This window comes from Micromonospora sp. U56 (assembly GCF_018070095.1).
Lineage (GTDB): Bacteria > Actinomycetota > Actinomycetes > Mycobacteriales > Micromonosporaceae > Micromonospora > Micromonospora purpureochromogenes.
Map to the genome: position 1 here is coordinate 1 of NZ_JAGPYL010000029.1, position 24,391 is coordinate 24,391.

Here is a 24,391-nt window from a genome sequence, read left to right on the forward strand (position 1 = left end):
GCCCGGCGCAGAGCGACACGCTGGTCGCCGTGGCCGGCAACGCCAGCAGCCGGGGCACCAGCCGCCGGCCCAGCTCGGTGCCCGGGTCGGGCCAGCGGGCCAGCCGGAAGCCGGCCTGGAGCAGGTCGGCGGAGCGCACCGCCGGCCAGGTCTCCCGGGTCGGCCGGCCACCGTCGTGGTGGGCCAGTTCCCCGAGTACGCGCAGCGCCGCGTGCTCGCCGAGCGGTCGGGCGCCGACCGGTCCGAGCCGGCGGACCAGCCGGCGTACGGTGCCGGAGAGGGCCCGGCGCAGCTCCTCGTCCGACCAGCCGTCCACCCGCAGCGCCCGGACGGCGAGCAGCGCCCGCTCCTGCCCCGGCAGCCGCCCCTCGGTCAACTGCCGGTACGACGTCCCCGCCGTCCCGCCCGCCGCGCCGGGCGCCGGGGCCGGGGCGGCGTGCAGCAGGAGCTGGACCCGCAGCGGCGGGTGCTCGGTCGTGGCGGGCGGCAGCAGCGCGGCCGGCCCGGGCAGCGCGTGCGGGCCGTCGCCGAGCAGGTCGCCGGGATCGCCCAGCTCGATCAGGGCGGTCAGCCCGGCGGCGTCGTCGATCACGGCGGCGGGCCCGCCGGCCAGCTCCACCGACCGCACCACGGCGCCGGGGAGCACCAGGTCCAGCAGCGCGGCCGGGCCGGCGGCCGGGGCGAGCAGCCGCCGGCGGCTGGCGTACCCGACGCCGGTGCCGAGCCACTCGAACAGCCACCGGCCGCGCCAGCGCACCCAGGCCGTGGCGAGCAGCAGCCCGGCGGCGAGCAGGGCGAGCGCGAGCACCGCCGCGCCCCGGCCGAGGGCCGCGACCGGCAGCGCCAGCGCGACCTGCGCGGCCACCACCTGACCGGCGCGGACGGCGGTCGACCGGCGGGCGGGGACCGCGTTCCACTGTGGTGGGAGGGGCTGGCGGTGGGCCGGCCGTGCCGTCGTGCTCGCCGTCACCGCGTCTCCTCCGCTCGACGTGTCGGACCGCCGGGCCGCCGCCGGACCACCGCTGCGCACCGTACCGCGACGGCGACGTGACCCATGGTAAGGGAAGCCGCCGGTGCCGGTTGTCCACAGGGGAGGACGAGGGGGTAGCACAACGACGATCGGGCCGCTACCGTCAGCGACGAGTTCGGCTGACCGTCGCCGCCGTGGGCCCCGCCCCCGAGGCGTCCATGGATCGTCCGGCGGCAGCCACGACGGAGAGACGAGGTGACGTCCGGGTGGCCCAGACCCAGGCAGAAGCCGCGGTGATGCAGCAGACCGCCGCGAAGTTCGAGCAGGTGGACCAGTCGCTGCAGAGCATGCTCAGCGGCCTGATGGCCGAGCTGGAGGTGTTGCAGCAGGCCTGGCGCGGTGCCGGTGGCCGCTCGTTCGAGCAGGTCAAGCAGCAGTGGTCGCAGGACCAGGCGGCGTTGCAGCGCGCCCTGCGGGAGACCGCGTCGGCGATCCGCACCGCCGGCCGGCAGTACGACGTCTCCGACGACGAGGCGGCCAGCCGGGTCTCCGGCACCAACCGCGGCATCCAGCTGCCGCTGTAACCACACCCCAGGGGGAGGAGCATCCGATGGACCACGGTGTCCTGGTCGTCAACTTCGCCGCGCTGCAACAGGCCAGCGCGGACATCCAGAAGGCGTTGAACACGCTCGACTCGCAGCTCGGCCAGCTGGAGCGCGACGCCGCCCCGCTGGTGGCGGGCTGGGCCGGCGAGGCGCAGCAGGCGTACGAGCAGCGGCAGGCGCGGTGGCGGTCCGCCTCGCAGGACCTGCAGGCCATGCTGCGCGACATCAAGCTCGCGGTGGACGACTCCGCCACCGACTACCTCGACACGGAGAAGAAGAACGTCGGCCTGTTCCAGTGAGCCCGGCCGCACGGCGGCGCCCGACGATCCCGTGGGCGCCGCCGTCGCCGTGCCGGCCACCGGCGGGTCAGGCCGGTCCGGCCGGGCGCCAGCCCCGCCCGGCGCCGCGCGGCAGCACCAGGGTCAGCAGCACCGCCGCCGCCACGGCCGCGCCGGTGACCCCGGCGACCAGCAGGGCCCGGTCCCGCGCCGCCGCGCGTCGCGCCCGCTGGGCCAGCAGCGCCGGATCGGGCCGGTCCGCAGGCAGGGCCGCCGCTCCGCGCGCGCCCGCCGTAGCGGCCGCCCCGGTCTCGATGACCGCCCGGTACGGGTTCAGCACGCCCGCGCCGTACCCGCCCCGACCGTCGCCCGGCGCCGGGTCGGCGGTGCCGACGATCCGCCGCGCCACCTCCGTCGCGCTGAGCTCGGGCCGGTACTGCCGGACCAGCGCCGCGGTGGCGGCCACGAAGGGCGTGGCGTAGCTGGTGCCCTCGGCCCGGTGGTGCCCCTGCTCCGGCGCGGCCATCAGCACGTCGCTGCCGGGCGCCACCAGGTCGACGTAGGAGCCGGTCTGGGAGAAGGCGGCGCGGGTGCCGTCCGGGGAGATGGCGCCCACCCCGAGCACCCCGTCATACGAGGCCGGGTACGGGCGCGGGTCGCCGCTCTCGTGCAGGTTGCCGGCGGCGGCCACCACCACCACGTCCCGGCGCACCGCGTAGCGCACCGCCTCCCGGACGGCCGGGTTGTCCGCGTACAGCACGACGGAGAGGTTCAGCACGTCGGCGTCGTGGTCCACCGCCCACCGGATGGCCCGGGCGAAGTCCGCCGCGCCGACCGTGCGCCCCGACTCCCGCCCCTCGACCACCTGCTGCTCGCTCACCCGCACCGGCAGGATCCGGGCGCGGGGGGCCAGCCCGTGGAAGGCGACGCCGTCGACGGACGCGGCCGCGATGAGGCTGGCCACCCCGGTGCCGTGACCGGCGCAGTCGCGGGTGCCGTCGCCGCCCGGGTCGAGGAAGTCCGCGCCGTCGAGCACCCGGCCGCGCAGTTGCGGGTGCCGCCGGTCTACCCCTGAGTCGATCACCGCGACGGTCACTCCCGCGCCGGTGGCCAGCGGGATCAGCCGTTCCGGGGCGTACCGGCGCTGGGCCCACGGGGTGCCGGTGACCGAGCGGGCCGGGGCGAGCGGGGCGGAGCAGGTCGGCGCGGCGGCCCGGGCGGGGGTGGCCGACGATACGGCGAGCGCCGGCAGGCCGGTCAGCAGGACCGCCGCCAGGCCGGCGAAGGTCGGCCGCGCGCTGGGCCGGTGCATCGACCGCCTCCGTATCGTGTCGACTCCGGAACGCGATGTTATCGCCTCGCGACCGCACGCGGTCAGCCCATTGTGATCTTGCTCGTACCTTGTAGGTTGTACGCGATGCCTATGGCCTGTTAGCGGGAGGAGAGGTGGCCGTGACCGACTGGGAGCCGGCTACCGAGGCCGAGACGGCGATGCGCGACGCGCTGCACGCCAACAACCAGGAACTTTACTTCCGCATCCTGGCCGGCACCGAGCTGCTCCTGCCGGTCTCCGCACAGGCCCTCGCCGGCGAGGCGCCGCTGGGCTGGGGCACCTGGACCACGGGTGGCCGCACGCACGTGCTGGCCTTCACCTCCACCGCCGCGCTGCGCGGCTGCCTCGGTGCCACGGCCGGTCCCAGCCGCCGTGCCCCGTACGCCGACCTCGCCGCCACCTGGCCCAACCACGAGTGGTGGCTGGCCGTCAACCCGGGGTTGCCGATCGAGGGCTACCTGCCGGCGTGGTTCGTCTCCCAGCTCTCCCGTGGCGACGTCCGCCTGCCCGGTCGCACCATGGGCGCCCGCGCCCGCCTGGAGCGCGTGGAGTCGGTGGCCCGCGGTCAGGCCGACACCACCGGCCCCGCCCCGGCGAACGAGGCGCGGGACCTCGCCCCGGACGCCCGATCACAGCCGCGCCCGGTGGCGCCGCCGGCCCCCACGCCCGCCATCGGCGCGGGACCGGACGCCTCGGCCGCCCGCCCCGGCGCTCCCGGGCCGGCGCGGGTGCCGCACCCCGCCCACCCCTCGGCCGCGCCGTACCGGCCGGAACCGGACCGGCCGCGCCCGTCGTCGGGTACGGACCCGGTGGTGCCGGCCGCCGCGTCGTATCCGGAGGTGCCGGCGGCCGCGTCGTACCCGGAGGTCGTGCCGACCGTCGGGGGGACGCGGCCGGGCGGCGAGCCTCGACCACCGGCGGACTCGGCCAACGGCCGGCCGGTCGCCACGCCACCGTCCGATCCCGACCAGGCTCCCCGGCCGCCCGTCGCGCCCTGGATGACCTCGCCCCGGCGTCGGCTCCTCGGTGAGGGGCTGGGCGCCCGTCTCGCCGGGGACGGCGGCCCGCCCAACGGCCGCAGCTCGTTCTTCGAGCCGGCCTCCGAGCGGGGTGCCTCGCCCCGCGCGTCGCGGGACCCGCTGCGTACCGGTGAGCGGGCCGCGCCGCCGCCGCGGCCTGGGCTCGGTGGCCAGGCCTTCCCCCGGCGCCGCCCGGCGTCCGCGCGGCCGGAGGAGGAACCGACCAGGGCGTTCCAGTTCGACCGGCCCGACGGACAGGCGCCGCCCCCCGCGCCGGCGGACCGACGGCCGGACCCGTTGGCGGAGGAGTCCACCCGGGCGTTCCGGGTTCCGACGCCGGACGCCGAGGCGACCCAGGCACTGCCGCGACGGCACCCCACGCCCGCGGCGCCGGCCGCCGAGGAGCAGACCCAGCGCCTTCCCGACCCGTCCGCGCGGCCGGTCGAGGAGCTGCCGGTGTCGATCGCCGAGCCGGTCTCCGGGCCGCCGGCACCGCGTCGCGGCTTCTCGCCCATCGTCATCGAGGGCACCGTCATCGAGTCCCGGGACCTGCCCGTCACCCCGGCGCCGGAGCGGAGCGCGCCGGCCACGGCCGGCTTGGACAACAGCGCCAGCATGAACGGCTCCGCCGGCGGCGGGCAGTTCGCCGCCGCCGGCCCGGCGGGAACGACCTTCCCCCGCCCGGCCTTCGCCTCCCCGTCCGCCGACGACCCCACCGAGCCGATCTCCCCCGCCGCCGGGCAGCGCACCGAACCGGTCTTCCCGGCCGCCGAGCAGCGCACCTCGCCGCTCTTCGCGGCCCCCGAGCAGCGGACGGAACCGGTCTTCCCGGCCCGCGAGCAGCGGACGGAACCGGTCTTCCCGGCTGCCGGGCAGCGCACCGGGTCGGTCTTCCCGGCTCCTGAGCAGCGGACAGAGCCGATCGCTCCGGTGCCGGGCGGCGGGTCCGCGGCGCAGGCCGCTCCGGACGACGAGGAACCCACCGAGCCCCTCGCCCCGGTTTCCGACGACCGCACGCAGTCGCTCTTCACGGCCCCGACCGCGCCCGTGTCGCCGGCTTTCGGCGCGCGGCCCGAGGCGACGGTGCCCTCTCCCGCCGCACCCGTCTCGCCGGCCTTCGTCGGTCAGCCGGCGGCGACCGTGCCCACCCCGCCCGTCGCCCCGGCCTTCGGCGGCGCGCCGGCGGAGACTCCGGTGGCCGAGCCCGCCGGGCCGACCCTGACCGGCCCTTCCGCCGCCGCCGACACCCGGCCGGGCGAGGCGGCTCCGCCGTCCAGCGGTGCCGGCCGCGTCACTCCGGCTCAGGCGGCCGAGGCGTTCCAGCCCGCCAACGCGGTCGAGGAGGACCTGCTGGACGCGGCCGGCTCCGGCAGCACCGACACCTTCCTCTCCACGCTGCTCCTGGCCCGGGTGCTCCTGCCGGTGGCACCGGACTCGGCGCCCGGCAGCCGTCCCGGTGATCCCGGTTTCGTGTGGCGTACGGAGGAACTCGACGGCGAGACGTACGTGGTGGTGCACACCTCGCCGGAGCGGCTGGCCGACCACTGCCCGGAGCCGGCGGAGACCGTCGAGGTCCGGTTCGTGCAGCTGATCCGGCGCTGGCCGGAAGAGGTGTGGTCCTTCGCGGTCAACCCCGGCAGCCCGATCGGGGCCAAACTGCCCGGCGAGCAGATCGTCGGGCTGGCCAACTGGGCGGCCGAGGTGGGGCTCGGTGACGACACCGAGACCGAGCCGGAGGCGGTCGCGGTCGAGGAACCGGCCGAGCGGCCCCGGTACGCCCCGCAGGTCGCCGACCCGACCCGGCCGGTGACCATGCAGAAGGCGGTGGCCCCGAGCCAGCTCGCCTACTACCTGGAGCGCGGGTACGACCGGGTCTCCGGTTTCGTGCACCGGGCCAACGAGTTGGCGCACCTCAACACCCCGGCGCAGTTGCACGACGCGCTCGGTCTCGGCTACCCGGCCTCGCCGTTCGCGCGTGACGCCGACCGGATCTACGTGTTGCGCTGGCCCGCGTACCGGCCGAGCCTCTACCGGATCCCGTACGGCGGGCAGAACGAGGCCGCCATGCGGGCGATGGAGGGCTGGGTCATCGAGCGCCCACCGTTCCGGGGCAACGGCTTCGCCCCGGGCGACAGCACCGAGGTGGTGGCCGAGTTCAAGGTGGACAGCGCTCGGCTGCCGCACGGCGCGCAGCTGTGGCGGATCGGCGCGGACGGCACCGAGCGGGTGGTCGCCCTCCTCGACACCGACGCGCTGCTCTGGCGACAGGTGGGTGAGCCGTGATGCGCGACGGTTACGTGGCCCGGTGGCGCGGGCGGGAGTACCAGGCCAGCCCGGACGGCGACGACGTCCGCATCTACCAGCCCGAACCGGGGGACGGCTTCGAGGAGGTACGCCCCGGCCGGCACGTCCGGGTGGTCCCGGCCGGCGAGGTCGAGGACCTGGCGTACGTGCGCACCACCTGCACCTGGCAGGGGCAGCCGTTCGTGGTGCTCGGCGAGCACGACGGCTGGCTGCGGGTGGAGTACACCGGTGGGCGCTGGCCGGTGGCGCAGGCGATGGGCCTGGAGGTCTTCGACTTCGGGGTCTACCAGGGCTGGGCACCCGCCAGCGAGGTGGCCGACCTGCGCGAGCAGCGGGTCTGATCCGCCGCCCGCCCGGTCACGACTTCGACCAGCGGAGGATCTCGCCGAGCACCGTCTCCGGGGCCTCGACGTGCGGGAAGTGCCCCACGCCGTCGAGCAGCCGCCACTCGTATTCGGCGGTGACGTACCGGCCGGAGCCCTGGGCGGTACGCGGCAACGAGGCGGTGTCCAGCGCCCCGTGCAGTTGCAGGGTCGGGGTCACCAGCGGCTTCTGCATCAGCCGGACGAACCGGTAGCCGTGCAGCCGCAGCACCGACCGGAACGCCCAGCGGTAGCCCTCCAGCGCGCAGAACGCGGCCTGCGGGATCTGGATCGCCTCCCGGCAGCTCCGCGCGTACGCGTCGAACTCCGGCCCCCGGGTCCACTGCGGGCCGCCCCAGCGGCGCAGCATCTCCTCGACGGCGGCCCCGCCGTCCCGGGTCAGCAGGTGCTCGTAGCGGGGCAGCTGGAACTTCAGGGTGGGCGTGGAGGCGGCGAACTGGCCGCGCGGGTCGGCGAAGATGGCGGCCCGCAGGCGCAGCGGGTGCGGCGCGCCGAGCACCACCAGCCGGCGGACCAGGCTGGGGTGGAACGAGGCCGCCGTCCAGCCGATCAGGCCGCCCGCGCCGGTGCCGACCACGGTCGCGGAGCGTTCGCCCAGCGCCCGGATCAGTCCGGCGACGTCGGCGGCGAGGGTGTAGCCGTCGTACCCCCGGGGTGGCTTGTCGCTGGCGCCGTAGCCGCGCAGGTCGACGGCGACCGCCCGGAAGCCGGCGTCGGCGACCGCCGGCAGCACCTGGTGCCAGGCCCACCAGTACTCGGGAAAGCCGTGCAGGAACAGCACCATCGGGCCGGCGCCGGCCTCGACGACGTGGAAGCGGCTGCCGTTCGCGCCGACGAACCGGTGCGTCCACGGCCCCTCGGTCAGGACGCAGGACTCGTCAACGGGCCCGCGGCGCTGCTCGGTCATGGGGCACAGCCTAGGTGTTCTGTCCTGCGGATCATCAAAGGCGTTCCTGTTCGTCCCGGTCCCACCGGGTGCGGATGGCGGTCCCTGGTGTTGGTGCCGCATGCCCTTGACCTCGTTGCACCGGCCGCCTAACGTGTCTTTAAACCAATCGGTTGAAACGGGGGCGCTGATGTCGCTCGACACCTTGTCCAAGGTCTTCGCGGCCCTCGCCGACCCGACGCGTCGCGACATCGTGGCGAGGCTCTCGGTCGCCGACGCCACGGTGAACCAGCTCGCCGAGCCGTACCAGATGAGCGTGCAGGCGGTGTACAAGCACCTGCGGGTGCTGGAGGAGGCGGGTGTGGTGCGGCGATCACCTGGCCCGCAGCCGCGCCCGGTGCACCTGGAGATCGGAGCGCTCGATCTGATGGACGAGTGGATCGAGCGGTACCGCCGCCAGGCCGAGGATCGCTACCAGCGCCTCGACCGGGTCCTGGCCGCGATGAGCGATACCAACGAGGACGAGGAGCGCCAGTCATGACAACGGTGGAAGCGGATCCCACGGTTCCGATCATCCGGATCACCCGCGACTTCCAGGCCACACCCGAACGGCTGCTGCGGGCGCACACAGACCCGGAGCTCTTCGCCCAGTGGGTCGGCCCGAACACCATGGACACCCGCATCGACCATTGGGACGCGCGTACCGGCGGCAGCTTCCGGTTCGTCTCCATCCGGGACGGATCGGAGTTCGGCTTCCGTGGCTGTTTCCACGAGATACGGCCGGATCGCATCGTGCAGACGTTCACCTTCGAGGGCGACCCGGACGGGGTGGCCCTGGAGACGCTCTGGTTCGAGGACCTCGGCCACGGCCGGAGCAGGCTCCGTACCCAGTCTCTCGTGGACAGCTTCTCCAGCCGCGACGCCTGGCTGAAGAGCGGCATGGAAATCGGCGTGGAAGACGGCTACACCAAGCTCGAGAGGATGCTGGCCAATGGCGCTGTCTGACCTCGACCCCGCGGAGCGGCACCGCCGCATCGCGGCCACGTTCACCGACCGCGTCCGCGATGCCAAGGCTTGGGATGCTCCCTCGCCGGTGCCCGGCTGGACGGCCCGCGACGTGGTGGGCCACCTCGTCGAATGGTTCCCACCGTTCCTCGCCGCCGGCGCCGGCGTCGAGCTGCCCAGCGGGCCGAGCGTGCACGACGACCCGGTCGCCGCCTGGCAGGCACACTGCGATGGGGTGCAGGCGCTGCTGGACGATCCGGATACCGCGCTACGGATGCTCACGAATCGGCACCTGGGCGAGGTGCCACTGGACCAGGCGATCGACCGGTTCTACACCTCCGACGTGTTCATGCACACGTGGGACCTGGCCCGCGCCACCGGGCAGGACGATCAGCTCGACACCGACTTCTGCGCGGTGCTGTTGGCGGGGATGGAGCCGATCGAGGAGGTGATCCGTTCGTCGGGCCAGTACGGCCTCCGCGTCCCCACCCCTGCCGACGCCGACGCGCAAACCCGGCTGATCGGGTTCATCGGCCGCGATCCGCTCTGGACGCCCGCCTAGGGGTATTTCAGCCGACCCGGCTGATTTTGACGATGCTCGCGCGGGTGCCCGGCCCGCAGTCGTGTGCCGGGTCGCCCGGCGCGATGGTGACCAGCACCGTGGTCCCGGTGCCGAAGACGCCCATCCCGCTGCCGTGCAGGGCGTACTCCCGGCCGTCGTCGGTGACCAGGCCGTAGCAGGGACCGGAGCCGCCGCGGGTGATCCGGCCGGCGAGCACGTCGGTCACCCGGCTGTCGGTGGGTTTCTTCGGCGGCCCGGGGGGTCGCGGCAGGGCCGGCGGTTCGGTCGCGGAGAGCGGGGTGGGCCGGCCCGCCGACGGGACCGGGGGGCCGGAGGGCGCGGTCGCGGGCGGGGACGGCGGCGGGGACGCCGCGCCGGCCGAGGCGGGCGGGTTGACCGGCGTCGGGTCGTCGGACACGGAGTCTCCCTTCCCGGCGCAGCCCGCCAGGGGTACGAGCAGCGCCAGCGCGACAGCGGCCGGCAGGGCGGCGGTTCGTGGTGTCACCCGGATGGGACTCGCCGGGGGCCTCCTCGGTTCCGTCCCGGACGTGCCGGCGGCGGAAAGGGCGATGCCCGGGCAGGTGACCTGCCCGGGCATCGGTGGAGCGCTGATCAGTGGCTCAGGAGAAGCGGACCTTCAGCGAGGTGCCGTCCTGCTCCAGGACCCGGATCTTGGTGCCGGTGGCCGGGAGCTTGACGCCGTGGTTCGGCAGCTCCGCGTACCAGTACTTCTGGGTGTCGTCGAACAGCGGCTGCGCGGCCTGACCCCGGATGTAGGAGGGCTGGCTGTTGATGTGCAGCGTGAACGAGTCGGCCTTCTTCAGGCTGAACGGCGCGTCGTAGACCTGGACCCGGGCTCGCCAGGGGTTGCCGGTCAGGTTGTAGATCGGCCGCGGGTGCGCGTCGATGATCATGTTACGACCCTCGCCCGGGTGGACGAACGTGTCGTTGTCGGCCCACCGGAGGTTCCAGTAGGAGATCAGCAGACCCGTCTGGTACGCGTAGTGGTCGACGTAGTCCGGCCGGGTGTTCGCGTAGCCGAAGAAGTACGGGCCGGTCTTGAGGTACTGGTCGTACGAGACGTACGACCGGTTGCCGGCGATGTAGTAGTTGTCGAACGTCCGCTTGTAGGTCTCCTCCACCACGGAGAACCCGTTCAGGGTCCAGCCGGTGGCGCCGGCCTCGGCACCGTCGCTGAGCACCGTCTGCCCGTCGGCGGTGACGGTGATCGCGTCACCGTAGAAGCCACCCGAGGAGACACCACCGTCGGTCTGGTAGCGCAGCCGGAACTGCACGACCTTGCCGGCCGCGGCGTCCATCGGGATGGAGACGTCGACCCAGTTGTCGCCGGAGGAGCCGTCCAGGGCGAAGCGCCCGGGCGAGATCTCCTTGAGGGCCTTGCCGTTGGCCGTACCCGGCAGCGTCGCCCAGGTCTGGCCGTTGTCGGTGGACGCCTCGAAGAAGAGGTAGTCGTAGTCCTCTTCGATGTTGTAGCGACCCTTCATCGACAGCGCGGCGCTGGTCTTCCCGGTGAGGTCGATGGTCCGCGTCATCGTGGTGTTCAGGTCGTCGTCGTTGCCCGAGAAGAACTGCTTGGTGCCCTCGAACGGCTGGCCGTTCTGGAAGGTGTACTCCCGCTGCGGCAGCACCACGACGGCGCCCTGGGCCTTGGCGGTGTTGTACTCCTGCGGCCCGAGCTCCAGGGTGCGCTTCTGGCCGGCCACGATCACCTCGTAGTCGAGCCAGCCGAGCTGGAGCTTGTTCCAGGCGCCGAGGTCGCCGCCCCGCTCGCCGATGCCACCGTCGTTCTTGGCGCCGAGCCGGCTCTGGGCCATCAGGGTCCAGTGCTCGTTGTTGTTGTCCCCACCACTGGTGACGTTGTAGTCGTCCGGCAGACCGAGGTCGTGGCCGTACTCGTGGTAGAAGACGCTGCGGCCGCCGTTCTCGGGCTGGATGGTGTAGTCACCGATCCACACGCCCGTGTTGCCGATCTGGGTACCGCCGGCCGGGAAGTTGGCCGGGCCGGTGTTGCCCTGGTCGGAGGCGAAGGCGTACCAGCGGTGGCTCCAGATGGCGTCCTCGCCCTGGTACGGGTCACCGTCGGCCTGATCGCCGCCGGAGTGGACGATCTGGAAGTGGTCGATGTAGCCGTCCGACTCGTTGAAGTTGCCGTCGGCGTCGAAGTCGTAGCGGTCCCACTCGTCCATCGCCTTGACGTCGGCGGCGATCTCCGCGTCGGAGCGCCCCTGCGCCTTCTGGCCGGCGACCCACTGGTTCGCGGCGTCGCGGACCAGCGCCCAGGTGTTGGTGCAGACGCTCGAGGCGCACGGGTAGCCGTCGGAGCGGCCGTACCGGGCCTCGTTGTACTGCACCTTGACCCAGTTGGTGACCTCACCCTCGACGCTGTAGCGACCCGAGGACTGGGCCTCGTAGTACTGCTTCAGCGACTCGTCGCCCTGACCCGTTCCGAAGTAGAGCTTGCGGAAGTAGTCAGCGCTGTAGTCGGCCTGCCAGACGGTGGAGTTGTCCACCGCCCGGTTGGGGGCCGGGATCTCGTTGTGCAGCGGCCCGTCGAACCGGGTCGGGCCCGCGGTGTCCGGGTCGGTGTCCTGGTCCGGGTAGTTCGGGTGCCGATCGTTGCCGAACTCTGCCAGGATCACGAAGATCTTGTCGGTCCGCTCCCTGGAGAGCTCGACATACTGGTCCTGCGTCAGGCTGGTGGCCGTGGCCGTGCGGGCGGCCTGCCCCTCGGCCTGGGTCTTGCCGACCTTGACGACCGTGCTGCCGTTGATCTTCTGTGCCTTCGCCTTGCCGGAAAGGACCTCGCTCAGGCCCTCCTGGCGCAGCGCCCGCCGCTTGTTCTCGAGCGGGTTGGGCAGATCGTGGTCGACATGGGCAGGCTCGGCGACCGACGGGGCGGCCGCCGGCAACTTCGGTGTCGGCGCGGCGCTGGCGGACGTGCCCGCCACCAGTCCTGTCGCCGTCAGCGAAAGCCCGAGCAGACCCACTGCGACTTTGCGCACGTGGTACCTCCGGTGTGAGGGAACCGGCCCAACGGGGGTACGGGCCGGTGAAGTCGTCCCACTAGTGGGACTGATGGTGAAGATAGACACTCCTGGGACGCGTGGGAAGACAGAGGCGTCGATTTGTTGCAAGATTTTGTTGGGAATGCTTTTCACCGTCACACCGGTGCGGTTCATCAATGCGATGAGCAGGGCGAATCCGCGAGTGGTGGATCATAGTGACAGATTTCGATCAGATTGCGGCGGGTGCAAAACAACGGGGGCCGGTGGCGTCAACGCCACCGGCCCCACTGTTAACACATTGATCAGTTGCTGACCTTCACGACCATGTCGTCGGTCGGGTTGGTGCCCTGCTTCAGGATCTCGATGGTGGTGCCGGTGCCGGCCACCTTCACCGAGTTCCACGCGTTGCCCGAGGTCCAGTACTTGGCGATGCCCCTGTCACTGAAGATCGGGTTCGGGGCGAGCTCCGGCAGCGTGACCGCCACACCGTTGCGGTGGAAGGTCTGCGCCGGCTTGGCGTACAGGCTGAACGTCGCGTCGAAGCCGTTGCGACGGTTGCTGATGGTGCCCTGGCCGCCAACGTTGATCTTGTCGGGGCGAACGTCCACCGGCAGGTTCAGGCCGTAGCCCGGGTGCTGCGAGGTGTTGTTGTCGCCGTACGCGAGGTTCACGTACCACACCAGCATGCCGGGGTGGTTCGCGAAGCGCTCCACGAAGTCCGGCCGGGTGTTGCCGAATCCGAAGTTGTACCCACCGGTGCGCAGGGTGTCGTCGTAGCCGACGTAGGACCGGTTCTCCGCGATGTAGAAGCGGGGGTACACGTCGGTGATCGAACCGGTCATCCGAGTGAAGCCCTTCGCGGTCCACGCCGCGTCCAGCGTCTCGGCGTCGTCGGTCCAGGCGGTGGCGCCGTTCTTGACGAGAGAGACGTTGTCCAGGAACACGCCGGCGAGGTGCACGCCGCCGTCGGTCTGGTAGCGGTAGCGGAACTGCACGGTCTGCCCGGCGTACGCCGACAGGTCGTAGGTCAGGTCGACCCAGTTGCCGCTGGTGGAGCCGTCGACGCCGGTCTCACCGGCGTCGATGAGCGAGTTGCTCAGCGAGGTCCAGCTGGCGCCACCGTTGGTGGACACCTCGGCGTAGACGTAGTCGTAGTCCTCTTCGATGTCGTACGACGCCTTCGCGGTGATCGACGCGGACGTCGCACCGGTCAGGTCCAGCTGACGGGTCAGCGTGTTGTTCAGGTCGTCCGCGCTGCCGCCCCACCACTCGTACGAGCCCCCGAACGGGGTGTTGTACGAGGTGGTCTGGGTCTGCGAGGGCAGGTTGACCACGACCGCCTGGGCCTTCGGCCCGTCGCTGTCGCCGGCCGGCCCGAGCGTCACCTGGGTGCTGCCCTTGCCGTACTCCACGGTCGAGTAGTTCAACCAGCCGAGGAACAGCTTGGAGTACGGGTCCATGTAGCCCGGCGTCGAACCGATGTCCTCAGTGCCGTGGCCCAGCCACGAACCCGAGGCCATCAGGCTCCAGAAACCGACGCCGTTGTCGCCGCCGGCGGTGTCGTAGTAGTCCGGCAGACCGAGGTCGTGGCCGTACTCGTGGGCGAACACGCCCAGACCGCCGTTCTCCGGCTCGGTGGTGTAGTCCCGGATCCAGAGGCCGGTGTCACCGATCTGCACGCCACCGGACAGGTTGCCCGCCGGACCCGCGGAACCCGCGAGGTTCGGGAAGGCGGCCCACCGGTGCGACCAGATGGCGTCCTCGCCCTCGGCGCCGCCGCCGGCCTCTTCGCCCTCACCGGCGTGCACCGCCTGGAAGTGGTCGATGTAGCCGTCGGCCTCGTTGAAGTTGCCGTCGCCGTCGAAGTCGTACCGGTCCCAGATGTCGAACTGGGCCAGGTACTCCTTGATCTGGGCCTGGGTCTTGCCCGCCGCCACCTGGGCGTTGTACCAGGAGGTGGCGCTGTCCTTGACGAAGTTCCAGTACCCGTCGGCCTCGGAGATGGCGTTGCTGCCGTACCGCGCCTCGTTGTAGGGAACCTTGACCCAGTCGCTCACGTCACCGTTGACGGTGTAGCGCCCGCCGGACTGCTGGAAGTAGAAGTCCCGCATCGACTCGCCAGGACCGAACATCATGTCCTGGAAGTGGGCCCGGTTGAAGTCGGACCGCCACAGCGTGCTGTTGTCGTCGGTGGCGCCGCCGTCCCAGTTGCGGTCCGGCTGGGGGATCTGGTTACGGATCGGGCCGGCAGCTCCACCGGTCCGGGGATCCGTCTTGTCGCCGAACTCGACCAGCATCGTGAAGATCGGGTCCGTCTTCGGCGCCTGCTGGTACTCGACGAACAGGTCTTCCTTGACCTGGATGACCTTCGAGCCGTTGCGCGTCTGAAGCTTGGCCTTGCCGGAGAGCAGGTCGGCGATGGCCTGCTTCTTGAGCTCCCGCTGCTGATCCGCCTTCGGATCCGGGAGGTTGTCCTTGCCGTGCTTCGCCTTGTCGGCGCCGGGGGTGGGCTCCGCCGCCGGGGCGGCGGACGCCGGGGCCGTAACGACGCCGGCCGCCAGCAGCGCGGCCGCGGCCGAGGCCAGGCCCGCCGTGACTCGTCTCCTCAAAGGTCCTCCTCCTTTGTGGAACTGTTACATGACGGGGACAACCAGAGCCGTCTCTGTCATGTCATGCGTCACTCACCATGACAGAGGTTCAAACAGTTGTCACGGGTCAATTACGCCGAGGAGCGCCCATCATTCCGGGTCAAATCGGCACCAACCAGCCCGCAAATCAACCGTCAACTTTGGTTACGGTTCGGCCACGATCACTTAGAGTGACGGCGGTTATGGGTCCCCAAAATGGAGCGCTGGTGGTCGAGAAAATGTCACACCGATTGCGGGGAGATGTAGGAGGGCGTAAGAGAGCGGGGCCCGTCCGGAGCAGTGTGCTCCGAACGGGCCCCGCCGTGTGTCCCGTGGGACGAAACCGGACGGATCAGTTCGTTGCCGGGGTCACGTGGACCGTGGCGTACGAGTTGTCCTTCGCCGTCCGCTTGATGGTGATGGTGACGCCGTAGGCGGCACCCTGGTCACCCGGGTTGCCCGAGCCCAGCACGGTGAACCCGAGGTTCGTGCCGTACAGCCCCGTGGCCGGGCTGCCGTCCGGGTTGGTGATCCGGGTGGTGTACGGCACGCCGCCCTTCGACGGGATGACCACTGAAGCGTCGGGGTCCCGGGCGAAGAGCTTCCCGCTGCGAACCTCGATCCCCGGGTACCAGCCCTTCGCGTCGCTGAAGCCGGCCACCGGCGCCTGGGCGCCGAAGCTGGTGCAGTACTCGCTGTACGGCTCGTCCGTCGCCTCGAGGCACTCCTGGAAGGGGTACGTCGAGGTGAGCGAGAAGGCCGCGTTCGAGGACTGCGGACGGCTGGGCAGGTTGTCGAGCGTCGACGTGTCCTTGACCGCCGCCTCACCAGCCCGGCGCAGCGGCTGGTTGTGCGAGTCGACGATCAGCAGGCCGCCCTTGGCGCCGTAGCTCGGCAGGGCGGTGAGCTGGGCGCTCACGTGGTTGACGTTGCCCAGCGCGGTGTCCCGGTACCAGACCAGCATGCCCGGAGCGTTGTACGAGATCCGGTCGACCTTCCAGGCCTCGTGCGAGTAGACGGTGTCGTAGGCGTACTTCAGGCCCTTGTCGAAGCCGTCGAAGTTGCGCCACTCGGCCAGGTAGTAGTGCGCCTTGACCTGGGTGCCCGAGTCGAAGTGCCAACCGGCGCCGGTGGTGCCGGCCCAGGTGCCGCCGGTCTGGGTCCAGCCGTTCGCGCCGCCCTCGACGTCGTCGCTCCAGGTGGTGGCGCCGCCGCCGGTGACCGAGAAGTCATCGGCGAACCAGCCCCGCTCCAGGAACCCGGCGTCGGTGGCCTGCCGCAGCCGCAGCTGCACGGTCTTGCCGGCGTACGCCGACAGGTTGACGTAGTCGTGACGCCAGCCGTGGCTGTCACCGGTCAGGCCGTACTTCTTGCCGCCGTAGTCGCCCATCCGGCCGTTCGGGTCGGAGTAGCCGTCGTCGGTGGAGACCAGGTTGCCGGCGGCGTCGTAGATCTTCTGCTCGGACCAGGTGGTCCCGCCGTCGGTCGAGACCTCGACGAAGCCGTAGTCCCAGTCCTCCTCGATGACGTAGTTGTTCCACATCCAGAACTTCGCGTCGGCCGCGGCCGGCACGTCGACCTGGCGGGACAGCTTCACGTCGGCCCAGTCCTGGTCGGCGCCGCCGTACCACATGTTGGCACCGCTGTGCGGGGTGGCCAGGGTGATCACCTTGTTCGGCAGGTTGACCTTGATGCCGTCCTTGGTGCCGACCGGGGTGTTCGAGGTCTGCCCGAGCTGCACGTCACGCGGGACGGAACCCGGCGTGACGGTCAGCGGATCGGCCCAGCCGAGCACCCACTTGTCCCAGAGACCCATGTGGGTCGGCAGTGCCTGGAAGATCTCGCCGGAGTGCGAGCCCGACGCCATCAGGTCCCAGAAGTCGACGTCCGAGTCGGAGCCGGGGGTGCCGGAGGTGTCGTAGAGGTCCGGCAGGCCGAGGTCGTGGCCGAACTCGTGGGCGAAGACGCCGACGCCGGCGTCCTCCGGCTGCACGATGTAGTTCGAGACCTTCAGCTGCGTGCCCGGGACGGTGTAGCCGCCGGCCACCGCCGACGAGTGCGCCCAGACCGCGTAGACGCCCTGGTCGCCGCCGCCGCGGGACTTGCCCATGCCGGCGTGCACCAGCACCAGGTGGTCGATCACGCCGTCCGGCTCGTTGAAGTTGCCGTCGCCGTCGACGTCACCCTGGTCCTCGATGTCGTAGTCGGCCCACGGGAAGCTCGGGTCCATCTTGGCCAGCGCGTCGACCGCGTCCGTGGCCAGCCGGCCCGCGCCGAGCGGGTTGTCCGGGTGACCGTTCATCGACTGCATCGCGCCGGCAACCCACTCGCCCTGCTCGTTCTGGAAGCAGCGGGACGCGGCGTACCAGGCCTCCGAGTGCGGCACGGTGATCCAAGGGCTGGCCTGCCCGTCGACCGTGTACGCGCCCTTGGACATCTCCAGGTACATGTTGTGCATCGTCCGGCCGGCGAGGCTGACACCCGGCTTGCCGTCCGGGCCGGTCAGGTCCTTGCGGACCCGCTCGGTGATGCCCTCCTTGGTGTAGAGCATCTTGTCGAAGTGCTCGGGCGAGAAGTCCGGCACCCACATGGAGTTGTTGTCCTCGTGCGGCAGCGTCGCCGGGTCCGGGATGCCGTTGTGCTTCGGTCCGTTCTGCACGGCGCCGAGGACACAGCTCCGGTCCTCGAAGACCGTCTTGGGGACCATCACGTCGGTGAAGTCGTCGTTCGCCTGGTCGTTGAACTCCACGAGCAGGGTCAGCAGCTTCGCGGTCTGGGTGCCCTTGGCTCCCTTGATCTGACGCGGGTTCTGTCCGGTCTTGATCGCCTTGGCCTCGAGCTTCGCCAGCTCCCGCGCCGCCACCGGGTTGCCCCCGGCGTACTTGCGGTCGTAGGCCTTCGCCTTGTCGAGGGCCGGGGCGTAGATACCGCCGGCGCCCTTGACCTCCGGACCGGTGGTGTCCGGCTGCACGGCGGGCTCGGCGTAGTTGATGTAGAACTCGTCCGCTCCGATGGTGGCCCTCGGGGGGCTGGACGTCTGGGCCGCCGCACTGCTCGTCACGGTCAGTGACGTGGCCGCGAGGGCGATGGCGGGCAGCGCGACGAGTAGGCGTCGACGCGACCCGGATTGCGGAGATGTGTTCATGCCGCTCCAATTCTCGGGCATGGGGAGGGAGGAGTCGGCCGGCGCACTGTATCGATGTGATGTCCATCGAACCGACCCGACCTGCGTGAACCTAAATCAGAAAAAGATTGAACGACAGGGGTCGACGTCTCCTGTGGCCGTTCAGCTTCTCCGGCCTCCCCCGACCGACCGATGTGACGCCGACGGCACGCGCCGCGACGTACCCGTCAGAAAACGACGGTGGGTGACGGTCCGCCCGGACCGTCACCCAACCGATCGGGTACGCCTGCCGTCAGTCCTCGTCGGACTTGCCGCCGCCCATCCCCGAGGAGATCAGCTCCATCACCGAGGAGTCCTGGAGCGTGGTGACGTCGCCCAGCGAACGGTGCTCCGCCACGTCCCGCAGCAGCCGCCGCATGATCTTGCCGGAGCGGGTCTTCGGCAGCTCCGGCACCAGCATGATCTGCCGGGGCCTGGCGATCGGCCCGAGCGTCTTCGCCACGTGGTTGCGCAGCTCGGTGATGAGCTTCTCGCCCGCCTCGCCGGCGGTGTCCGTCGTGCCGCGCGGGATGGCGAACGCGACGATCGCCTGGCCGGTGGTCGGGTCGGTGGCGCCGACGACCGCCGCCTCGGCGACCGAGGGGTGCGACACCAGCGCCGACTCCACCTCGGTGGTGGAGATGTTGTGCCCGGACACCAGCATCACGTCGTCGACCCGGCCGAGCAGCCAGATGTGCCCGTCGTCGTCCTTCTTCGCCCCGTCACCGGCGAAGTACATACCCTCGAACCGGCTCCAGTACGTCTCGATGTACCGGTTGTCGTCGCCCCAGATGGTGCGCAGCATCGACGGCCACGGCTCGCGCAGCACCAGGTAGCCGCCGCCGCCGTTCGGCACCGACCTGCCCTGGTCGTCCACCACGTCGGCGCTGATGCCCGGCAGCGGGGTCATCGCCGAGCCCGGCTTGGCCGCGGTGACGCCGGGCAGCGGCGAGATCATGATCGCGCCGGTCTCGGTCTGCCACCAGGTGTCCACGATGGGCAGCTCACCCCGGCCGACGTGCTGCCTGTACCACATCCAGGCCTCGGGGTTGATCGGCTCGCCGACGCTGCCGAGCAGGCGCAGCGAGGACAGCTCGAAGCCGGCCGGGATGTCCTCGCCCCACTTCATCATGGTGCGGATCAGCGTCGGCGCGGTGTAGAGGATGGTGACCCGGTACTTGTCGACGATCTCCCAGAACCGGCCCTTGTGCGGGGTGTCCGGGGTGCCCTCGTACATCACCTGGGTGGCGCCGTTGGCCAGCGGCCCGTACACGATGTAGGAGTGCCCGGTGACCCAGCCGATGTCGGCGGTGCACCAGTAGACGTCCGTCTCCGGCTTCAGGTCGAACACCGCGTGCGCCGTCCAGGCCGTCTGGGTCAGGTAGCCGCCGGTGGTGTGCAGGATGCCCTTCGGCCGGGCCGTGGTGCCGCTGGTGTAGAGGATGAACAGCGGGTGCTCGGCGTCGAACGCCTCCGCCGTGTGCTCGGCCGGCGCGGTCTCCACCGTCTCGTGCCACCAGTGGTCCTTCGCCGACCAGGCGACGTCCTCGCCGGTACGGCGGACCACCAGCACGTGCTCGATCGACGGGCAGTTCGCCACCGCCTCGTCCACCGTCGGCTTCAGCGCCGACGGCTTGCCCCGCCGGTACCCACCGTCGGCGGTGATCACCACCTTGGCGCTGGCGTCCTGGATCCGGTTGGTCAGCGCGTCGGCGGAGAAGCCGCCGAAGACCACGCTGTGCGTCGCGCCGATCCGGGCGCAGGCCAGCATCGCGACCGCGGCCTCCGGAATCATCGGCAGATAGATCGCCACCCGGTCGCCGGCGGTGACACCCAGCTCGGTCAGCGCGTTCGCCGCCTGGCAGGTCAACCTGTGCAGGTCCGCGTAGGTGAGGGTGCGGGTGTCACCCGGCTCGCCCTCCCAGTGGATCGCCACCTTGTCGCCCCGACCGGCCTCCACGTGCCGATCCAGGCAGTTGTACGCCACGTTGAGCCGGCCGCCGACGAACCACTTCGCGAACGGCGGGTTCGACCAGTCGAGCACCTGGTCCCACTGCTTCGCCCAGGCCAGCCGCCCGGCCTGGCGCTCCCAGAAGGCCAGCCGGTCCTCGGTGGCCTCCGCGTACGCGTCGGCGGTGACGTTGGCCTCCGCGGCGAGTGCGGCCGGCGGCGGGAACTGGCGCGTCTCGTTCAGCAGGTTGGCCAATGCCTCGCTCATGCGGTGACTCCTTCGTCGGGTGACCTGCGTCTCCTACCCGGCTGAGGGTAGTCGTGGGCCCGGAAGGCCGCGACAACTCGTCCGGCCGGTACGCGCCGAGCGGCCCGCACCGCGCGCCCGGCGGCTTCCGCCGCCCGGAGCGCACCCTTTCCCGCCCTCGCCGCCGGCGCCGCCACCCCGCCGTTTGCGGCGTGGCGCGGTGTCCGGAGCGCTCGTGGCCGCGACATGCCGCCAAGGCACGTCAACCGGGGTGCGGTCGGGCAGTCGCCCGGCGCGGGGCGGTGGCGCGGGTCGCGTTCCCGGCGGGTGGCGGCCGGTGGAGGCCGCCGGGTCGCTAGCGTGGCGGGGTGACCACGGACCCGCTCGCCCCGCTGCTCGCGCTCGCCGACATCGCCCCCGCCGTCGAGCGGGCCCGCGAGCGGGTTGACGAGGCGATGCGGCACCGCGCGCTGCGCCGGCACGGCGGCCAGGTCGCGGCCGAGGTCAGCCTGAGGTCCGCGGTGGCCAGCGCCGCCCTGGAGGGGTACGCCCACGAACGCGAGACGGTCCGCGCCGGCACGGTCACCGAGCCGGTGCTCCAGGGGGCGCTGCGGGTGGCCGGGGCGCTGCCCGGACTGACCGAGCTGTGGCCCAAGGCTCCCCGGCAGGCGCTGGCCAAGCTGCACGTGCTCGCCGCCCGCAACGTGGTGACCGAGGACGAACTGGGCCGTCCGGTGGCCGACCCGGTGGTCGGTGCGCGGCTGGACGGCCTCGCCGGGCTGGTCGCCGGGGGCACCAACGTCCCCCCGCTGGTGCTGGCCGCCGTCGTGCACGGCGAGCTGCTGAACCTGCGCCCGTTCGCCGGCCCGTCCGGCGTGGTGGCCCGCGCCGCCGCCCGGCTGGTGCTGATGTCCCGCGGCTTCGACCCGCGCGGGCTGGTCGCCGTCGACGTCGGGCACCGGGAGCGGGAGCCGGAGTACGTCGGCGCGGCCGGCGCCTTCGCCACCGGCACCCCGGACGGGCTGCGCTCCTGGCTGAGGCACTACATGTCGGCCGTCGAGGTGGGCGCCGACCAGCTCACCGTCATCGGCGACGAGATCCTCGCCGCCGCCTGACCCCTTCTGGTTGACCCCGTGCGGGGCCCTGTCGCCCTGCCGGCGTCCTCGCCGCCTTCCTGCCCGCTCCGATCGGCGGTCCCTGCCGCCTTCCTGCCTGCTCCGATCGGCGGTCCCTGCCGCCTTCCGGGCCGCTCGGGCCGGCGGGTGTGCTCAGGCGACCGGGGTGGCTTTGGCGCGGCGGTGCCGGCCGTACCAGGCGATGCCGATGGCCACTCCCACGCCGACGCCGAGCGCCGCCGCGGCCACCGGCACGGCCGGGCGCTCCCGCAGTCGCCGGCCCAGCGGGATCGGGTGCCGGAACTCCAGCACCGGCCAGGCGTTCTCCACCGCGAGCTTGCGCAGCGCCCGGTCCGGATTGACCACCGTGGGGTGGCCGACGCACTCCAGCAACGGCCGGTCGCTGTACGAGTCGGAGTAGGCGTACGAGTCGGCCAGGTCGTAGCCCCGGGCGGTGGCCAGCTCGCTGACCGCCTCGACCTTGCTCGGGCCGGCGGCGTAGAACTCGACCTCGCCGCTGTAGCGGCCGCCCTCGACCGTCATCCGGGTGGCGATCACGTCGGTCACGCCCAGCAGCTCACCGATGGGGCGGACCATCTCCTCGCCGGAGGCGGAGACCAGCACGACGTCCCGGCCGGCGGCCTGGTGCTCCTCGATGAGGGCGGCGGCCTCGGCGTACACGTAGGGGTTGATCAGCTCGTGCAGCGTCTCCGCGACGATCTGACGGACCTGTTCCACCGGCCAGCCCTTACAGAGCGTGGCGAGATAGTCCCTGGTCCGGGCCATGGTCTGCTCGTCGGTGCCGCCCAGCCGGAACATCAGCTGCGCGTACGCCGACTTGACGACGTCACGCCGAGTGATCAGCCCGTCCCGGTAGAACGGCCGACCGAACGCCAGGGCGCTCGACTTGGCGATGACGGTCTTGTCCAGATCGAAGAAAGCGGCACTTCGGCCCACGGCGCGAAAGTCTAGCCCGATGGTCTAAGGTCGGCGGGTGCCCGGGGTCACCAGCCCCTCCGACCTGCGGGCGAGCCGTTGCAACCCCTGCTCTACGTGACGGCAATCACACGCTGTGGTCACATTTTCGCCCTGAGTGGGGTCGACACCACTCGACGTGAACACTCGGCTCGGGCATGCTTGTCCTCACGACGAGTATTCATATCTCGGACAACTCGCAGGCCCTCGGCGGTTGCACCCCCCGTGACCGCTGAGTGGTTCGGCTCAACCCCCCCGGAGCCGAACCTCCCGACGACCCCCGTCTCCCCCCGACGGGGGTCGTCCCTATTCGGGGTAAATGCTCCGCCGCAGCTCACAGGCCCTCCTCGCCCTCATCCAACGCGCTCTCAGAGGGCTTTCCCCGGCCGGAGTCAGCAGATCGTCAGCAGGCAGCGTGAAGGCATCCAAGATCCGAGCGGCATAGTCGGCCGGGGTGTGCGTATAACGATCCAGCGTCGTCGACGCCTGCTCGTGCCCCATGACCCGTTGCACCAGGTTGATCGGGACGCCGTCGGTGACCAGCCAGGTGGCGTAGGTGTGCCGCAGGTCGTGGAACCGCATCCCGCCGACCCCCTTGGCTGCCACGCTGGCGACGGCCTCCCGCTCGGTGGTGAACTCGGCCGACCATTCGACGCCCTCCCGGTCGGGCCAGACGGCGCGGTACCGGTGCGGGCCGGTGTTGACGACCTGGCCGAGCAGCCCGGCACGGACCAGCGAGGGCAGCCAGACCCGGCGGCGAAAGTTCGACCGGCGCAGTGGGCGACCGACGCGGTCACGGAACACCAGCGTTCGCGGGTCGGGATCACCGGCGTCGGTTCGCAGCCGACGCAGCGCGGACACCAGGAAGCCCGGCAGAGGCACGGTCCGCACGCCAGCGCGCCTCTTCGGGTACGAGCGGAGCAGGATGCCGCCGTGGGTCTCCTCGGCGACCTGGACCACGCCCAGCACGGCACGATCGAGGTCCACCGACGACCAGGGCAATCCGGCGCACTCGCCCCAGTGCAGGCCCGCCGGTGACGATGCGTTCTTCGGCGGTGAGGCCGGCGAGGCCGACGCGGATGCCGTTGCAGGTGGCGCAGTGCTGGCCGTCGGCGGCGGTGCAGTCGGTGAGGTGGGCTTCGTGGATGATGCGCAGCGATTCGGCGTAGTAGCCGGACAGGAACCGTTCGAAGGGCAGCTCGCCCCGGGCGGCGAAGTCACCGGCGATGGCGGTCACGACGTAGCCGTCCGGGGTCATCCGCTCCTGAGCGGCGAGGTTCGTGATGGCGGTGGTCATCAGTCGCCTCCCTGGCAGTCGAGGCAGCAGCCGTAGCGGCGGGGGATGTAGTAGGGCTGCACCAGCCCGCAGACACGGCAGGTGCGACGGGCGCGAAGCGCCTTGGCGATCGCTTGTCGCTGGGCGGGAGTGGCGACGCGTTTGGGTGCGGCGAGGGAAACCCGGTAGAGGTAGGCGACGCGCTTGCCGCGCCTCCACAGCAGTTGCGCGACCGGTTCGTGTCCCGCGGGGCGCAGGCCGGCGGCGCGCAGTTGCCGGCGGGTGGCCAGGCCCTCGGGTGCCATCCGGTAGGGGTAGGTGGGCATGCCGTATCGGGTGCCGGCCGGGTCGTAGAAGGTGCTCGTCATGGCCGGTCCCCCCAGCGCTGCTGAGCGGCCTGGCGGGTGATGCCGAGGCGCTGACCAATTTCGGCCCAGGAGTAGCCGAAGCAGGGAGCGCCCTTTCGGGTGGCACGGCAGCGGACAGCCGTGGGTGGTGCTGGTGCTGCCGCTGCAACGGGCGCGTCTACCTCGGCGCGGGAGTAGAGGAGGCGGCCGGCGACACGGCGGCGGGTGGTGGGAATGCCGACCAGGGCCACCGGATGCGGCACGATCCAGGTCCGAGGGCTACCCCAGCGAACCCAGACTGCGACAGCTCCCGCGTCGGC

General features: G+C 71.8%; 20 protein-coding genes. 8 read left to right on the forward strand and 12 right to left on the reverse strand.

Annotated features, from left to right (window positions below):
* Window positions 1-970, reverse strand: a 970-nt coding sequence (gene eccE / locus KBX37_RS12875) for a type VII secretion protein EccE (protein WP_210776136.1), incomplete at its 3' end; no start/stop codon positions are given.
* 266 nt (window positions 971-1,236) lie between these two features.
* On the opposite strand from eccE, the gene KBX37_RS12880 reads away from it, so the two are divergent.
* Window positions 1,237-1,554, forward strand: coding sequence for a WXG100 family type VII secretion target (locus KBX37_RS12880; RefSeq protein WP_088959256.1), 318 nt, complete (start codon window positions 1,237-1,239; stop codon window positions 1,552-1,554).
* Window positions 1,555-1,580: 26 nt separating this feature from the next.
* A complete protein-coding gene (locus tag KBX37_RS12885) occupies window positions 1,581-1,874 on the forward strand; it encodes a WXG100 family type VII secretion target (protein WP_210776137.1) in 294 nt (97 codons plus the stop codon).
* 67 nt (window positions 1,875-1,941) lie between these two features.
* Here the strand turns inward: KBX37_RS12885 and mycP are convergent, their stop codons facing one another.
* On the reverse strand, window positions 1,942-3,165 hold the full coding sequence (gene mycP, locus KBX37_RS12890) for a type VII secretion-associated serine protease mycosin (RefSeq protein ID WP_210776138.1): 1,224 nt from the start codon (window positions 3,163-3,165) through the stop codon (window positions 1,942-1,944).
* Window positions 3,166-3,305: 140 nt separating this feature from the next.
* On the opposite strand from mycP, the gene KBX37_RS12895 reads away from it, so the two are divergent.
* The gene (locus tag KBX37_RS12895; RefSeq protein WP_210776139.1) at window positions 3,306-6,488 is read left to right on the forward strand and encodes an SseB family protein; all 3,183 of its coding nucleotides are present in this window, start codon (window positions 3,306-3,308) and stop codon (window positions 6,486-6,488) included.
* The gene (locus KBX37_RS12900) at window positions 6,485-6,850 is read left to right on the forward strand and encodes a hypothetical protein (protein WP_154940315.1); all 366 of its coding nucleotides are present in this window, start codon (window positions 6,485-6,487) and stop codon (window positions 6,848-6,850) included. The genes KBX37_RS12895 and KBX37_RS12900 overlap by 4 nt, the downstream gene beginning before the upstream one ends.
* Window positions 6,851-6,866: 16 nt before the next feature.
* Here the strand turns inward: KBX37_RS12900 and KBX37_RS12905 are convergent, their stop codons facing one another.
* The gene (locus KBX37_RS12905) at window positions 6,867-7,799 is read right to left on the reverse strand and encodes an alpha/beta fold hydrolase (protein WP_210776140.1); all 933 of its coding nucleotides are present in this window, start codon (window positions 7,797-7,799) and stop codon (window positions 6,867-6,869) included.
* Window positions 7,800-7,968: 169 nt separating this feature from the next.
* Here KBX37_RS12905 and KBX37_RS12910 point away from each other — a divergent pair, with 169 nt between their 5' ends.
* From KBX37_RS12910 to KBX37_RS12920, 3 genes are read left to right on the forward strand one after another with little or no spacing between them, the layout of a single operon-like run.
* Window positions 7,969-8,319, forward strand: a complete 351-nt coding sequence (locus KBX37_RS12910; protein WP_210776141.1) for a metalloregulator ArsR/SmtB family transcription factor — start codon at window positions 7,969-7,971, stop codon at window positions 8,317-8,319.
* Window positions 8,316-8,783 (forward strand): SRPBCC family protein, encoded by a 468-nt coding sequence (locus KBX37_RS12915; RefSeq protein WP_210776142.1) that lies wholly within the window; start codon window positions 8,316-8,318, stop codon window positions 8,781-8,783. The genes KBX37_RS12910 and KBX37_RS12915 overlap by 4 nt, the downstream gene beginning before the upstream one ends.
* Complete coding sequence (locus KBX37_RS12920; protein WP_210776143.1) at window positions 8,770-9,345, forward strand: TIGR03086 family metal-binding protein; 576 nt, start codon at window positions 8,770-8,772, stop codon at window positions 9,343-9,345. The genes KBX37_RS12915 and KBX37_RS12920 overlap by 14 nt, the downstream gene beginning before the upstream one ends.
* 7 nt (window positions 9,346-9,352) lie before the next feature.
* Here the strand turns inward: KBX37_RS12920 and KBX37_RS12925 are convergent, their stop codons facing one another.
* The 5 genes from KBX37_RS12925 to acs all read right to left on the reverse strand — a co-directional run bounded on the left by KBX37_RS12925 (window position 9,353) and on the right by acs (window position 20,379).
* Window positions 9,353-9,763, reverse strand: coding sequence for a hypothetical protein (locus KBX37_RS12925; RefSeq protein ID WP_307849051.1), 411 nt, complete (start codon window positions 9,761-9,763; stop codon window positions 9,353-9,355).
* A gap of 202 nt (window positions 9,764-9,965) precedes the next feature.
* Window positions 9,966-12,353, reverse strand: coding sequence for an immune inhibitor A domain-containing protein (locus KBX37_RS12930; protein WP_210776173.1), 2,388 nt, complete (start codon window positions 12,351-12,353; stop codon window positions 9,966-9,968).
* A 320-nt stretch (window positions 12,354-12,673) separates the two neighbouring features.
* Entirely contained in the window at window positions 12,674-14,980 is a 2,307-nt protein-coding gene (locus KBX37_RS12935; RefSeq protein ID WP_210776144.1) for an immune inhibitor A domain-containing protein, read from the reverse strand.
* Between the two features lie 370 nt (window positions 14,981-15,350).
* Window positions 15,351-18,143 (reverse strand): immune inhibitor A domain-containing protein, encoded by a 2,793-nt coding sequence (locus KBX37_RS12940; RefSeq protein WP_247657864.1) that lies wholly within the window; start codon window positions 18,141-18,143, stop codon window positions 15,351-15,353.
* Between the two features lie 271 nt (window positions 18,144-18,414).
* Window positions 18,415-20,379 (reverse strand): acetate--CoA ligase, encoded by a 1,965-nt coding sequence (gene acs, locus KBX37_RS12945; protein ID WP_210776146.1) that lies wholly within the window; start codon window positions 20,377-20,379, stop codon window positions 18,415-18,417.
* Window positions 20,380-20,726: 347 nt separating this feature from the next.
* Between acs and KBX37_RS12950 the strand changes: the two genes are divergently transcribed.
* Window positions 20,727-21,473 (forward strand): oxidoreductase, encoded by a 747-nt coding sequence (locus tag KBX37_RS12950; protein ID WP_210776147.1) that lies wholly within the window; start codon window positions 20,727-20,729, stop codon window positions 21,471-21,473.
* 153 nt (window positions 21,474-21,626) lie between these two features.
* Here the strand turns inward: KBX37_RS12950 and KBX37_RS12955 are convergent, their stop codons facing one another.
* The 4 genes from KBX37_RS12955 to KBX37_RS12965 form a co-directional block, all read right to left on the reverse strand.
* Window positions 21,627-22,430, reverse strand: a complete 804-nt coding sequence (locus tag KBX37_RS12955) for an HAD family phosphatase (RefSeq protein WP_210776148.1) — start codon at window positions 22,428-22,430, stop codon at window positions 21,627-21,629.
* 324 nt (window positions 22,431-22,754) lie between these two features.
* Window positions 22,755-23,309, reverse strand: coding sequence for a site-specific integrase (locus KBX37_RS12960; protein WP_307849052.1), 555 nt, complete (start codon window positions 23,307-23,309; stop codon window positions 22,755-22,757).
* A complete protein-coding gene (locus KBX37_RS34435) occupies window positions 23,272-23,745 on the reverse strand; it encodes a hypothetical protein (RefSeq protein ID WP_247657865.1) in 474 nt (157 codons plus the stop codon). The genes KBX37_RS12960 and KBX37_RS34435 overlap by 38 nt, the downstream gene beginning before the upstream one ends.
* A complete protein-coding gene (locus KBX37_RS12965; RefSeq protein WP_210776149.1) occupies window positions 23,745-24,092 on the reverse strand; it encodes an RRQRL motif-containing zinc-binding protein in 348 nt (115 codons plus the stop codon). The genes KBX37_RS34435 and KBX37_RS12965 overlap by 1 nt, the downstream gene beginning before the upstream one ends.
* Window positions 24,093-24,391 lie beyond the last annotated feature (299 nt).